9 protein-coding genes are annotated in these 15,012 nt (G+C 40.5%); 1 reads left to right on the forward strand and 8 read right to left on the reverse strand.

What is annotated here, in order from left to right; genetic code table 11:
• Positions 1-9: 9 nt before the first annotated feature.
• From VB073_RS14100 to VB073_RS14120, 5 genes are all read right to left on the reverse strand, one after another.
• Complete coding sequence (locus VB073_RS14100) at positions 10-3,087, reverse strand: TonB-dependent receptor (protein ID WP_323404860.1); 3,078 nt, start codon at positions 3,085-3,087, stop codon at positions 10-12.
• A 737-nt stretch (positions 3,088-3,824) separates the two neighbouring features.
• On the reverse strand, positions 3,825-4,529 hold the full coding sequence (locus tag VB073_RS14105; RefSeq protein ID WP_323404831.1) for an SGNH/GDSL hydrolase family protein: 705 nt from the start codon (positions 4,527-4,529) through the stop codon (positions 3,825-3,827).
• Positions 4,530-4,636: 107 nt separating this feature from the next.
• Entirely contained in the window at positions 4,637-7,348 is a 2,712-nt protein-coding gene (locus VB073_RS14110) for a glycosyl hydrolase 2 galactose-binding domain-containing protein (RefSeq protein ID WP_416349549.1), read from the reverse strand.
• Positions 7,349-7,481: 133 nt separating this feature from the next.
• Positions 7,482-8,663 carry a FecR family protein gene (locus tag VB073_RS14115; RefSeq protein WP_323404833.1) on the reverse strand — a complete coding sequence of 394 codons (1,182 nt, stop codon included), beginning with the start codon at positions 8,661-8,663 and terminating at the stop codon, positions 7,482-7,484.
• Positions 8,664-8,885: 222 nt separating this feature from the next.
• The gene (locus tag VB073_RS14120) at positions 8,886-9,428 is read right to left on the reverse strand and encodes a sigma-70 family RNA polymerase sigma factor (RefSeq protein WP_323404834.1); all 543 of its coding nucleotides are present in this window, start codon (positions 9,426-9,428) and stop codon (positions 8,886-8,888) included.
• 163 nt (positions 9,429-9,591) lie between these two features.
• On the opposite strand from VB073_RS14120, the gene VB073_RS14125 reads away from it, so the two are divergent.
• Entirely contained in the window at positions 9,592-12,495 is a 2,904-nt protein-coding gene (locus VB073_RS14125; RefSeq protein ID WP_323404835.1) for a PD-(D/E)XK nuclease family protein, read from the forward strand.
• Positions 12,496-12,506: 11 nt separating this feature from the next.
• On the opposite strand, the gene VB073_RS14130 is transcribed toward VB073_RS14125, so the two are convergent.
• The 3 genes from VB073_RS14130 to VB073_RS14140 form a co-directional block, all read right to left on the reverse strand.
• Complete coding sequence (locus VB073_RS14130; protein ID WP_323404836.1) at positions 12,507-13,163, reverse strand: HAD family phosphatase; 657 nt, start codon at positions 13,161-13,163, stop codon at positions 12,507-12,509.
• Between the two features lie 56 nt (positions 13,164-13,219).
• Positions 13,220-13,687, reverse strand: a complete 468-nt coding sequence (locus tag VB073_RS14135; RefSeq protein WP_323404837.1) for a copper resistance protein NlpE — start codon at positions 13,685-13,687, stop codon at positions 13,220-13,222.
• A gap of 91 nt (positions 13,688-13,778) precedes the next feature.
• Positions 13,779-14,990: a hypothetical protein gene (locus tag VB073_RS14140; RefSeq protein ID WP_323404838.1), complete on the reverse strand. Its 1,212-nt coding sequence runs from the start codon at positions 14,988-14,990 to the stop codon at positions 13,779-13,781.
• Positions 14,991-15,012 lie beyond the last annotated feature (22 nt).

Raw genomic sequence — 15,012 nt, forward strand, 5'->3', positions numbered from 1 at the left:
TCTTTTATTTTAAAACGATAATTGAACTCCACAATTTACCACTTTTTGTATGGGATACCCCAATCCATTACCGGCCATTTCAGGATCCCATAATTTAAATTTACTGAATGTAAGTAAATTGGTGCCACTCAGATAAATCCTTAAATTGGATATGTGCGCTCTATTGGTGAGTTTCTTAGGGATTTGATAACCCAGTTCAAGTGATTTTAACCTCAGGAATGAACCATCGCGCATAAACCATGTACTGGTTTGTGTATTATTTTGTAAAAGGGTAGCCGTTAATCTTGGCCAAAGTGCCTGTACATTCCGATTATCTTCTGACCAGTGGTTATCTGCGTAGACTTTCAATAACGCGTTTTTGGAATTGATATCTCCGTTACCGTCCGTATCAAGAAAGGGTGATGTGGAAGTAGGGTTAATCCAGAATGATTCTCTTCCCATTCCCTGGAAGAAGAATGAAAAGTCGAAACCTTTGTATCCGGTGCTCAATCCAAATCCGTAAATGATTTCCGGTGTGGTAGGATAACCTATAGGCACCATGTCTAATTCCGTAATCTTGTCATCCCCATTGATATCCCTATATTTTATATCACCACCCATATATTGACCGAAAGATTGTACTGGCGAATTATAAACATCTCTCTCGTCCACGAACAGGCGTTCAGCAACATATCCCCATTGCTGGTTGATTGGCATGCCGATATGCGATAACCATGGTGTTAAACTATTGTCGGGCTCTTCATAGAGTTTCCATTCCGATGTGGCATAGGTGAAATTAAAACGACCGGTTACCCAGAAGTTGGGATTAAAAGAATGATTGAGGTCTATTGAGAGATCGATACCCTTTCCCGATGCTTCAGCGACATTTGCCCTGGGGGTTACTGCCAATCCCATCGTTGCCGGAATATTAGTTCTGGATTGCAGGATGTTTGTACGATTTTCTTTGTAGACATCGGCGATAATATCGATCTTACCCCAAAGACCTAATTCTACGCCTAAATTCAATTTGCTGGCAACTTCCCAGGTAATTAAATTGTTGGCATACCTGTTTATACTTACGCCGTTTACCGTATGGTTGAAGTTCTCTCCCCATGTATATGACCTCCCCGAGTCATTGACATTTACCTCGGATTGGTAAAAAAAGCGATCTTCGGCTTCACCAATAGCATCGTTTCCCACAAAGCCGTAAGTAGCTTTTAACTTTAGATTCGAGATAGTATGAGTGAACCAGTTCTTACTATCTTCCCAGAATGGTTCGTTGGTAATTAACCAACCGGCTCCAAATGAAGGGAAGAAGCCGAATCGATCTTTTTTCGCAAACTTCTCGGATCCGTTATATCCGAAGTTGAATTCTGTAAAATAGCGCAATCCATAGTTATAGGTAAAACGACCTGAAAGGCCAATATTGCGGGAGGGTAAAGAGAGTAAGAGCGATCCGGCATTTCCTTCAAGCCTGTTTCGCATCTGGAAAACCATCAAGCCGCTCAAGCCATGCTTCCCTAACGTACGATTATAATCTGCCATCCCCTCAAAGTAAGTGACGGTATTAACCTGTTTATCTCCTTCGTTATAACTTAACCATTCGGAACCTTTCTCCGGATTCAGAGGGGTGAGTAGATATTCGTCGCGGATCTTGTCATAAAAAGATATGGAGTAATAAAAAGGATTATAATATCGGTTCACATCAAAGAACGAATAACGTTTAGTATTGAACATCCCCCTTACACCCAGACCCTTGGTGATAAAATCGAGGTTTTGTCTGAGTTCAAATTGCGCCATCATCGTTGACTGGGAATATTCCCTATGCCCTTTTACCATATCTGCATATGGATTAATATATTGTCCCTGATCCATATTCCCAAAGAGAATATGTTTTTTGTGCCTATGAGCATCATCGGGGGTGTAATAAGCCGGAAAAGCTACCGGATCACTTCGCATGACTTTACTATATAATCCGCTCCCGGTATCAAGAGGCCCGTAGTAATCGTCGAAAGTTCCATGAAGACGGATGATCGCTTCAGTACTTTCGGTAATATTGATGTTTACATTCGAACGTAATAAGTAGCGCTTTAAGTCTATATTGTTTTTGCTCTCACGGACCGTTTTGATTACCCCATTGTCCTGATTGTAAGTAGCTGCAACGTAGTAGCGGGCCACTTTGCCTCCTCCACTCACATTGAAATTAAAACGGTTGTTGACAGCTTGATTTTTGAATAGAATATCATACCAGTTGTTTGCCGGATAAACCAATGGATTAAGACCCCGTTCAGTACTTTCGATCTTTTCCATGGAATAAGGTACCGATTGCATCGGGTTGCGTGTTAATACAGCTTCGTTGTTTAAACGCATGTAGGTGACAGGATCAGCCAATTCTATCTGTTTGGTAGGAGAAGAAATTGATGTTTCGTAACGGAAAGAAACGGATGCTTTTCCTTCTTTTCCTTCTTTGGTGGTTACCATGATTACGCCGTTACCTCCTCTTGCTCCGTAGAGGGCGGTGGCTGCAGCATCTTTCATAATCGAAAAACTGGCAATGTCATCCGGTTGCAGGCGAGCCAGGTCAGAAGAACTCATCTCTACACCATCGATGAGAATAAGAGGTCCTGCCCCGTATTGCAATGTAGTTACCCCGCGGATGAAGAAACTTGCGTCATCTTCACCAGGTTCCCCTGAGCGTTGATAGGAGATTAAACCAGACATTCTCCCTGCCAATGCTGTGGTTAAATTAGAACTTGGAACTTTTAATTCTTCGGGACGTACAGTAGTTATAGAGGCCGTAACACTTTCCTTCTTTTGCTTTCCAAAAGCGACAATGGTAACTTCTTCCAATTCATCCACTTTTTCAGACATCACAACGTTTATAATAGTTCGACTGTTGACGTCAACAATTTGGTTCTCCATTCCCACAAATGAAAAAATTAATTTATCTGCCGGTTTTGCATTAATCGAATATGTGCCATCTATGTCAGTAATAACACCTCTGGTAGTACCCTCTATAATGATTGTTACCCCTGGTAGAGGTTGCCCTTGCGAGTCTGTCACATATCCCTTGACAATGTTTTGTTGTTGTACGGCCAGTTCGGACATACTCTTTTCAATCTCTTTAGAGGTATCTTTTTCCTTATTACGGTAAACAACTATTTGATTGTCCAGGATATTATATATCAGGTCCGTGTCGGATAAAATATTGTCCAGGATCTTTTCAATATTTTGAGAATTGGTTGTTATTTCTACTTTCTTATGAATGCTCTTATTGGCATTTCCCGCAAAAATAAACCGGAAATCACTTTTCTTTTCGATTTCCTCACAGATCTGTTTGATAGAAGCAGATTTTAAATCCAATATCACTTCGACGCCTTGTGAATAACCGGTAGCGGCTTGCGAAAAGAGGATGCCGAAAAATAACAGGAATAAGGTTATTCTCATGATTTTTAGGACGTGTTTAAAATTATTGACGGTTTTTTTCCCTTCAATAGAATATTTATTCATACTTTTGTTATGATTTTAATTATTGGTAAATTAGGTAATTAGAATTATCCAGTCGGACGGTATTCGCACTACCGTTCGACTTTTTCCTACCAGTGCCGGGGCATGGCAGACTCACTCCTTACTATATTTTTCCATAGGCATATTAATTTTAATAGTTTGTTGTTATTTATTTCTGGTTGTCTAAAGAATTTTTTATTCTTCTTGTGAGATTACTATAATATATAGACGAATGTTAATTAGAAATATCATCACTTTTTTAAAGAAATGTTGAATTTGGTTTAATTTTAACGAAAAAATAAAAGGTGTGAATTGGGTTTGAGAATAAGTAAGCTGAATCAACTCTCCGAAAGTAGTTTTCTCAAGTAACCGGGATAGGCGCCGACAGTAATGCTATCACCAAAACAAACTACCCGTTCATGAGGTAAATTATTCTGAATAATGCACTCGTAAATAGCTACGGCCATTAACCTGTATCCGTTATTTGTGGGATGTAGTCCATCTGTCTTACCACTGTTAGCTTCGTTTTGAATCAAACTATTCTCCTCTTCTCCAATATTACCAATCATTTCAAATATGTGGTGCATGTCTAAGAATGTCAATTGATATTCTGAGGCCAAATTGCGGATCAATTTGTTCATTTCATTTTTTCTGCCCACATATCCTTCCGGTTCATAAAATGATTTATCGTGCCGGGTATATAAGTACGGTTCGTATGCAGGGAGAATAGGCATCAGAATGATATGGCTTCCCACATCCAATATTTTACCGATAATAGATCGCATATTTTTTTCATATTGAGGCAACGGAATATATTTTTTACTGTTCATGTCATTTGTCCCTGCCATAAATACAGTGAGATCGGGACGATGAGCCAGACAATTCTTGTCGATTCTTGCCAGCATATCGGCAGTAGTGTTACCTCCGACTCCGGCATTGATAACTCTGGGTTCCTTATTCACTACTTCCAGTGCAGATAAATTTAAACCAGAAAAAATGAATGGCGTTACCATTGATGCTTTCAGAAAATTACGCCTATACATAAAATAGGTTTTTAATGAATACAAAACTAAATTTATAACTCAACCTCCCTGAATGTAGCCGTACCTCATTGAATTGCCCAAAGCTTAATAGATGCAGCAAAATATTTTTATTGAACGACAATCGTATTCCTGACCTGAGCTACATTAAAACCTTTCAAAACCAACGAATATATGTCTTTTGAAAGGTCTTTCTTGTTTGTCTCAATAGTGATGTTACGGGTTTCTCCCGGCATCATGCTGAAGAAATTATCAGTGTAATAGGATGGACGAACAGGCTTTCCCACAGAGTCGAGCCATTGTAATTGAGTGAAAAAGGCAATCGACCGGTTCGTATTCTTTAATTCTATGTCGATAAAATGCCTTCCCTGGCTTTCACGGGTTTTATACTTCATTGATACTTTGGCGGGAGCAAGCTCCTTTATGCTGTGGAATCCTGCTGTGGCAGGACCTGTCATCGATTTCATCCCTTCATAAATACTTGTTGAACGCCAGTAGAAGTTACTGCCTACTTCTTTTTCTGTATGATCGAAGAGACGTAATTTGATAAAATGTACAGGCGAAATATTTTTAGGGAAATCAATCCTGAACACATCATTTACTACTCCATCTTCAGGCAGATTGATCGAAGCCCTATTTTTCCAAACCGATTTTGAATTAATATCAAATACTTCAGCTGTCACTGTATAGTTAGAAAAAACCTGGTAATAATCGTTTATTACTGATACTGTATTTTTCAGATAGTCAAATTGCGGATGAAGAGGTTCACATGCATTGGCTGCAGCATAGAGTGCTGCCGTAGGCTCGAGTGACCAGTCCCACATCCGTCCGCAAACCTGACGAATAGGCGAATTATGGTACCAGAAAAGAAATCCGGAAGTATAGCGGTCTCCGTAATTCAATTTATTATAATTCCAAACTTCCCATATACTTTTATAATTCATGGCACCCACAAATTGCCCTTTCATGGCAAATTCATCTATACTTTCAGGCTTGCCATACTCATTGACCAAATCCACGTACAATGATGACATTTGATGAAATCCGTTCCCATCGCTGTAATCCCACACTTCTTTATTGATCGGCCAAAGATCTTCCTCGGGCATCATCTCCCGTAGACATTCAACAGTAGGAAGACATGGCGCCCCGTATTCAGGATTAAATCCGTCGACACGGCTACCTCTATCGGACGCCGTATTCTCATAATGTCTCATCGGATTGACCGTTTTATAAGGGCTGCCATCATGAATTCCGCAACATTCCGACTGCATTTGATAACCACGTGTGCCGTCTATCTGACTGAGCAACTCTTCGAGCCCGGGCATTTCGGTCGATTCGTTGGAACATACGTAATAAGCCAGGGAAGGATGGTTTCGGATCCGTTTAACTGTTGACTCGGCATTTTGCAGATGTAACCCCCTGTCAATAGGATGCTTCGTGTCCCCTGTCATCCAGAATTCCTTCCATACCAGAATTCCTAACTCATCACACAGATCAAAGAAATAATCGGATTCGGTGATCCCTCCTCCCCAAAAACGGATAAGATTGACGCCTGATTGAGCTGTATAGCGTAGTTCTGCGTAGGTTCGTTCATCAGATGTGCGTAACATGTTTTCCGGAAGCCAGTTAGTTCCTTTAATAAAGAGCTCTTTCCCGTTTATTTTAAATGTACGTGACTTATCGGGAGTATCTGTATAGGATATAATTTCCCTGATACCGAAGCGGGTAATAAGGGAGTCTGAAGTTATGCCTCCTATTTCTGCTTTTATAGAAAGGGTATAAAGTTCCTGTGATCCTTTGTTAACTGGCCACCAAAGACGCGGATTATCGATAGCTAACTGTGGAAATTCAGAAGCGTTGAACTCTACCGTTTGGGTCATCCCTCGAGGAATTTGAACTTCTTTTTCGAAAGTAATCCCTTCACCTGCGATTTCTCCTTTTATCGTTACTTTTTGTGTTCTGAATCCTGGATTGTGTACTTCAACACTTATTGTCTGCCGTGAATGGTTATAACCGGGTTTCCTCAGATCGCTTTTGACAAAGGGATAGTTCATTAAAACTTCTCCGGTCTTGAAAAAGCTGATATCTTTCCAAATACCTGTATTCCGGTCGCGGATACCATCAAGGAAGGTGAAGTCCCACCCCACTGTCATAAGCATTGTTACATTCTTTCCTATCTCCCCATTACCTCCATTGCGGAATTCACCCGCTGCACCCCATGATTTGGAAACGCCTTCACGTGGACCGCCAGGTTCGTCTACTGGATATATTTTTACAGCAAGTACATTTTTCGTGTCGGAATGGATATAATCTGTAACATCGACGACTTTCTGACAAAACATTCCGGCTATATTGGCAACCATCTTGCTGTTGAGCCAAAACTCAGCGCGGTAATTTACTCCGTCTATTTGCATCCACAGCCGCTCTCCTTTCTTCACTTCAACTCCTTCAAATTCTGTCCGAAACCAATAAGTATAAAAGTCACGTCCAACAGTATTCAAGTCAGGAATTAATCCACTGGTAATTTTATTATTTAAACCAAAATATGGCTCCGGATATACTCCTTGAGCTACTAACGAATTGAGCACGGTTCCCGGAACAATAGCTTTGGTCCATCCTTTCGGAACATAATCCACACTGGAAATATCTTCTGTTTTATCGGTTACCTCTCCTGCTTTTCTCATTAACCAAACTGCTTTCCCACCATGCTCCATCTCAGACTTTAAAGAAAAAAGATACTTACGCTCTTTAGAAAAAGCTGATTCACTAAATATTATGAATAATACTAATGTAATAACTATATACCTATGACAAATTCTCATTATATTTTTATTTTTTGAAATCAATCTTTCGGTTACTGATGCGGAATAAAATCACCTGCCACAACACAGACTCTGTTTGTTTTTGTGGAATCGGATGTGTTGTGTTAAAATGTTGTATATTAGTTGTTTTGGTTTATTCTTTATAGATGTATATGAGTTTATCCTCCTTTTTGTATTTAGTGCCCGATATTAGGGTCAAGGCAATCATCACATTGTCCATATTCTCCGAGAGGATAATCTTTCCAGTACATGTGAGTCCTTGAAAAGAAATCGTATCATCGTAATTGAAAGAAAGGTTATAATACCGTTCTATTTGCCTGAGCGCTTCAATTACAGGAGTGTCTTCAAAAGTGAGATAGCCGTCTTTCCAGCTAATAAATGGAGTTACGTCCACTTTTTGAGTTTGAAAATCACCGTTCCCTGCGTAAACCGCCTGTTCTTCAGGAGATAATAATAATTCCTGTTTCCCGTTGGATTGTAAGCCGATACTTCCCTCCACTAATACAACCGATGAAGATGAACCGGAATAGGAGGACACATTAAACCTTGTACCATATACTTTTATATCATACTCCGATGTATGTACGTAGAAGGGTTTGTGATTGTTGGGAGCTACTTCTATATACATTTCCCCTGAAAGATATATTTCCCTGGAGTTTCCTGTGAAAGTAGATGGGAACTCCAATGATGAGCCGGAATTTAGCCATACCTGCGTTCCGTCTGACAGTGTGACTCTCGATCGTTTTCCATAAGGTATGATTAGCTTATTGGGAGTATATTGTTCGATAGAGATTTCCCTATTTTCTTTTTGTTCGCTTTTTATTTGAGCTATTTTATCCTCTCGTATCTCTATCTCTACATTGGCTTGAAAGGATACGGTTTCATTGCCAGTGATAAATAGAATATCTTCCGATTCCAATTTGCTTCCGACGATATAGTTTTTGGATGCATCCATTTTTTTTCCAAACGGATTCATCTCCCTTTGAATGTACAATGTAGAAAAGACTAATATCGCGGCGCATGCTGCGGCATAAACAAAACGTCGGAAATTACGTTTACGTTTAAATGCAAAAAGTGATTGTTCCAGATGAAGAATAGCTTCTTGTTTTTTTTCCTTCGTTATCTTTAAAGGGGGTACGCTTATCTTTTTTAGATATTTTTCTGCCAATAGAATATCCCTCTTTTCATCTGGGTGCTGTTGAAGATATTTTTCCCAGTAGGTGTCCAACTCATCTGTAGAGAACAGCTTCCACTCGATGAACTTTTCATCTTTCAGAAAATGGATAAAGTTGTTATGGTCTGTTTTTAATCCCATATATGCGTGTTGAGAATATGTTTTATCCCTTTTAGAGAATGTGTATAATTAAGACGTTTAACTATTACAAATATCATCTGTTTTTAAAATAAAAATAGGTTTTCTTTTAAATTTAACAAAAAAAGAAGGTGTATTTTATATCATTCTTTTATTAAAATTAAACGAGAACAGAACAAAATTACCTGTTTTACCGAAGAATGCCGAAAAATATAACATAAATGTTTATTGTATCATTAACAACAGTATGACTATCGAAGATTCTTTTAGTTTGGAGATTGATTTGCTGATCAGGTTGCGGCAGGCAGCAACCGATATCTGCATAATCTCAGCAATCTCTTCGTAACTCTGTTCCTGGATATAACGTAAATATACGATTTCACGTTGGCGGTCGGTCAATCGGTTTAATACATTTTCAACCTTTTGACGTATCTCTTCTGCATCTTCTTTTAGAATCATTTCATCCTCTATAGTTACATGTAGTTGAAAAGGAAATGCTTCATATATATCATCCTGCTCAGAAAGAGGATTGGTATTTCCCCTATTGACTCGTTTTATATCTATCAACCTATTTCTTAATGATCTGAAAAGGTAAGATTTCAGGTTATTTATTTCATTTAATGAGGAATGGTGGGTGCACAATTTGTAGAAAACATCATGAATAGCATCCATCGCAGCCTGCTCGTCGAAACCCAGATGCAAGGCATATGCATAGAGGGTATCAAGGTATTCGTTATAAGTAGAAGCGATATTTGAAAACTGAATCATTTTATTTTATATTTCGATTGAGAACATTCCTGCAAAATAATGAAAAAATAAAAGAAAAAAGAAATATAATCGTAGAAAACAAAAAAATAAACGTTTCCTGATCCGGAATAAATTGTGTAAATTTGTGCAAGAAAGGAAACGCATCACAAGCCTATAACCTGATATGACCCCATTCCTGTATAAAATAGCAGAACTCTTTTATTCGCAATACGGCAACGGACTGTACCGATATACGTTCGTATTTCCCAATCGGCGTGCCGGCTTCTTTTTCCAGAAATATCTGGCTGAAATTGCAGGGAGGCCGCTTTTTTCTCCTTCGGTAATAACTATCCAGGAACTTTTTGAATCTCTGTCATCATACCGGATCGCGGATAGGATTGAGATGCTGGTGATGCTCTATGATCATTTTGGCAGAGTCAGTGGTTCTGACGAGTCATTCGATGACTTTCTCTATTGGGGGGAGATGCTGCTGAACGATTTCAACGATGTGGACAAGTATATGACGGATGCGAAACAGTTATTCCGGAATGTACATGATTTCAGGTCGATGGATGATGATCTTACCCATCTTTCCGAAAAACAGAAAGAGGCTATCCGTCGCTTCTGGACCAATTTTATGCCAATAGGAGAGAGTGAAACCAAGAAAAAATTTCAGGCAACATGGCAGATACTGTATGAACTCTATTCCTCTTTCAGGACGGAATTACAAGACAAAGGGGTTGCTTATGAGGGAATGATGTTTCGGGAGGTGGCGGAAAAAGCCGGACAAGGGGAACTGGATAGTGTGGGTAACCAGTCGGCAGATTATCTGTTTGTGGGATTGAATGCGCTTACACCCGCAGAGACAGCTTTACTCGAACATTTGAAAAACCGGGGAGTTGCAGATTTCTACTGGGATTACGACTCGCCACAAGTACATGACACCCAGAACCGGGCATCATTGTGGGTAAAAGAGAACCTGCAGAGGTTTCCTTCGAAATTCACTCTGTCGGATTATAACCGTGAAGGAGACAATACGGATGGCGACAGAAAGACAAAGCCAAGCATTGAGGTGATCGGTATTCCTTCCGGAGTAGGTCAGGCGAAACATGTTACACAGATTCTCTCCCGGTTGATTCAATCCGGTGATATGCCGCATCCTGAGGAGGCGATCAATACCGCCATCGTATTACCTGATGAGCGGCTGTTGTTGCCGGTGCTTTACTCCATTCCGGAAGAGATTGAGAAGATCAACGTGACCATGGGGTATGGACTCTCTTTCTCATCTATTTCGGCGCTGATGGAACATATTGCCGCTTTACAACGGAATAAACGGGAATCGGCAGGAGAGATGATGTTTTATCATCGAGATGTATTATCGATCCTGAATCATCCCTTAGTCTATTCATCGGCGAAAGATGAGGCCGAGGCACTCAAGAGGCATATTCTCACTTATAACCGCATTGTTGTGCCGCAAGCGGAATTCCCGCTACATCCTCTGTTCCAGTTGATTTTTAAACCGTTGACCGATTGGCGCGATATTTCTGAATATATACAAAATATCCTTGCCTTTATTTATGGTAGCCTGACGGATGAAAAACGGGACAAGGAAGAGGCTGGAAACAATACAAGGGCGTTGGACCTGGAACGGGAATTCATCGTACAGTATCATAAGACCGTGACCCGTTTGCAAGACACACTCCACAATGCGAAAAACATGTCGCTGGAAACCTGTTTCCGGCTGATGAAGAAAATGGCATATTCCATCAGTGTGTCATTCAGTGGTGAACCGCTTTCAGGATTGCAGGTCATGGGTGTGTTGGAAACGCGTGTGATCGATTTCGAAAACCTGATTATCCTTTCGATGAATGAAGGCGTGTTTCCCGTGAAAGATCCCGTGAATTCTTTTATCCCATTCACATTGCGGAAAGGATTCGGACTGCCTGTATATGAGCACCAGGACAGTACCTATGCATACCATTTTTACAGGATGATTAGCCGTGCAAAGCGGGTTTACATGTTGTATGATATCCGTACGGAAGAGATGCAGACGGGAGAAGTGAGCCGCTATTTCTATCAGTTGAAATATCTCTATTCCGATTATTATGATATTTCGGAACGTGTGGTGGCCTATGATGTGGCGGTACCCGAAATATTGCCGGTATCGGTGATCAAGACACCTGGAGTATTGCGAAAGATGGATGCATTCCGTCAGGGAGGAGAGTCATTCCTGTCAGCCTCGCTGATCAACAATTACATCAATTGCCCCCTGCAATTTTACTTTATGGCAGTGGAGGGTCTCTATGAAGAGGATGAAGTGCGGGAGTCAATAGAGTCAGATCTGTTTGGTTCGATCTTCCATAAAGTGATGGAGACAATTTATAACCGTTATAAGGCTAAAACTGTTACACCGGATGTGCTGACATCCATTGCGAAAGATGATCCCTTGTTGACGAAGTTACTCGAACAGGCATTTGCCGAGTATTATTTCAAGGATATGGATGAGCCTCGTCCGTTGTTAGGGCAGCATTACCTGATAGGTGAAATCTTGCGGAGTTATGTGAAACAAACATTGGAAATTGACAAGCAGTTTACGCCCTTTGAATTTGTAGGGGCAGAATATCGCTTCCGTGGACCATACCGGGTGAATGACGAACTGACGGTGAACTTCAAAGGTATTATAGATCGCATCGACAGGGTGGGGGATAGTTATCGTATTATCGATTATAAGACCGGAATCGGAGTGACCGATTTCAAACAGGTTTCCGATTTGTTTGACGGATCAAAAGCAAACCGACCATACCAGATACTACAGGTATTTCTGTATGCTCTCTTTTACGCCCGGGAAAATCCAGAGGTGCGACTCTCTCCTGCCATTTATTATCTTCGTTCTATTTTTGGTGATCCTTCCCCTGGAGTCACCTGTAACAAACGTCCCATATCCGATATTTCATTTTTCATGGATGAGTTTCTATCGTTATTCAACGACTGCCTCACGGAGATATTCAATCCCGCAATCCCCTTTACCCAAACACGCAATACAAAGAATTGCCAATGGTGTGCTTTTAAGGAACTCTGTAATAGATAATAGGCCCGGGATTAAAAATCACTCTCAATATTCAGTTCGGAAAAGCTGTCAATTACCCAATCTGCCCCGGCATTGCGTAGAGTCTCCGCATCAAATGAAGTGGTTATTCCGGCAACCCGGCATCCTGCCGCTTTACCGGCATGTATCCCATTGATGGAATCCTCAATCACAAGAGTTGACCTGTTGTCGGCTTCTAATTTTTCCAGTGCCAGAAGGTAAGGTTCAGGATTGGGTTTATGCTTTTTGGTGTCCTCTTCAGTAATGACAATATCGAAAAAAGATGTCACATTCAGCACCTTGGTCACTTTTCGGACTGTAAAAAGAGAAGAGGAAGTAACCAACCCGGTCTTCAGTTTCATTGTCTTTACGTTATGAATAAAATCGGGAAAGCCTTCTATATACTTCAACTCTCTCAGAAGATCATCAAAGAAGGCAATTTTTTCTCTTATCAGATCCTCTATAGTGTGACTATTATCCATATTCTCATACACATATCCAAAGAATGATTCATCCGATCTCCCCACATAATCGTTCAGGAATGATTGTGTATATTCGATACCATACTGTTCCAGGGTGAGTCCCATAGCCCGTAGATGCAACCTTTCCGAGTCAATCGACACACCATCCATATCAAAAAGAATAGTCTTTAACTTTAATCTCTCCATCATTTCATTGTAGGTAGACTGATATAATATCTGGTTTCCTCCTTCCCGAGGTAAGAATATTATTCAAACACCTCTGTCTTTTCGAAGATATAGGTTTCCGGTGGAAGGCTACTTTCAATTCGATTCCCCTCCGTATCAAGGACAAACAGCTTGTTTTCACCCACCTGAAACCAATTATTGGCTGAACCGGGAGAAGTGCTGTCGATCAGTTTAATCTTGCTGCCGTTTTCATCCCATTCGAACCGGCCGCTGTCGGATAACCGGTTATCTCCTTTTCCCCGATAGATCATCACTCTCTCATAAGTGAGGTCTTCATTCAGACGTATCTCTACGTCTATGCCCTCGCAGTCGGCACAAGGTAATGTACCTGTATATACTCCTGCCCAATCCAACGAGTTCCGGCTATTGTGAGCCGGATCGGCTACTTCAGTCCCATTGACCCGGGCATTATTACTCCGGTTGGTGCCTGTATTGCATGCGCTTAGCGCTACTAATGCAAAACATATTAATATGACATTTTTTTTCATCTGATTATGTTATTTTAGAAATTAACCATGGAGAATCAAATCAATCAACCAATTCTTGAATTACCCACTGTCAACTATCAATTGTCGAAGACTATAAATCACGTTCTTTACCTCTTCCACCTAAACCCCATGAGAGAGTGATCAGATGTTGTGACCCACTCAATAACGGATCCTTACGCTCGAAGTGAGGTTTCCTGTAACTATATCTCAAACTTATTCTGCTGTCAGTCGAAGAACGATAAGGAGATAGATTGTCAATGAAAAAACTTTTAATCTTCAGGTCGATACCCACACCCAGTTGTGTGAAAAAAGAGTTCAGCCCCAGTTTCTTTAAATTTTCGTCCTCCTTTGTGTCGTTTTCAACAGCTTCATATCCGGTGAACCCTACTCCTGCATATGGATAGATACTCCATTTATGGTTCTCGAAGACCAGGAATCCTGCGTTCAGGTATACACTACCCAAAGTGGCTCCTGAACCTTTTTTCCATGTTGTATTTTTGATCTGGAAATCTTGTCTGAGTGTGCTGGAGAGGACCCCGGCTCCGAACATTCCCATTAGTTGGCGGTGGCGGTACTCAAACAGAAGGTCCACTCCCACACCAGGATTAAACTGCCGGCTTAAGTCGCCCTGGTAAAGAACCGTTGCAAGTCCAAAATCCATGTAACTACCCCAATGGGAGTCTTTAACCACGAATCGGATCTGTTCGCGTACAAGCTTTTCATATGGGCTGCCGGGATGGTTTGCCAGGAATTGATCGGCTTGTTCATTGATTTTATCAATATGACTCAAATTGCCCTGATCGTTTTGAGATGAAGAACTGACTATCTCATTCAATAGAAGGAGCAGAAAATCCCTTTCCATATCGTCTAATTCTCCATTTTTTATATCTATTTCAAGAATATCCTTATTTTCAATAGTGTGAGCGTATACTGCCTTAGAGAAATTATCCGTCTGTGAAGAGAATCTTACATTATTAGAAACACTCTGCTCGAAGTCTACCTGTCGCAGATAATTGAGTAGTTCCCCGAATTCTCCGGTCCAATAGAGCAGGTGAATGTATTCAATGTTGTAAAAGACTTCACTTACGTTGCCGTCGAATTCGTTTAACAGAGCATTCTTTACATTGATGGCTTCCTCTATTCTGGAAGCCTGAAGGTTGTCAATCAACAAACGTCTGCCTTTGTTTATAAAGTTGTAGTCTGAATCTTTGTAAGATAGTATCTGCGCCTTTATATCATTTTCCTGGGCAGAAAGCCCTGAAAATAATGATAGAAGCATAAATGATATCATAACTTTCTTCATATTATTCCAAGATATTCATGTT

This window comes from Proteiniphilum sp., from assembly GCF_034927365.1.
Lineage (GTDB): Bacteria > Bacteroidota > Bacteroidia > Bacteroidales > Dysgonomonadaceae > Proteiniphilum.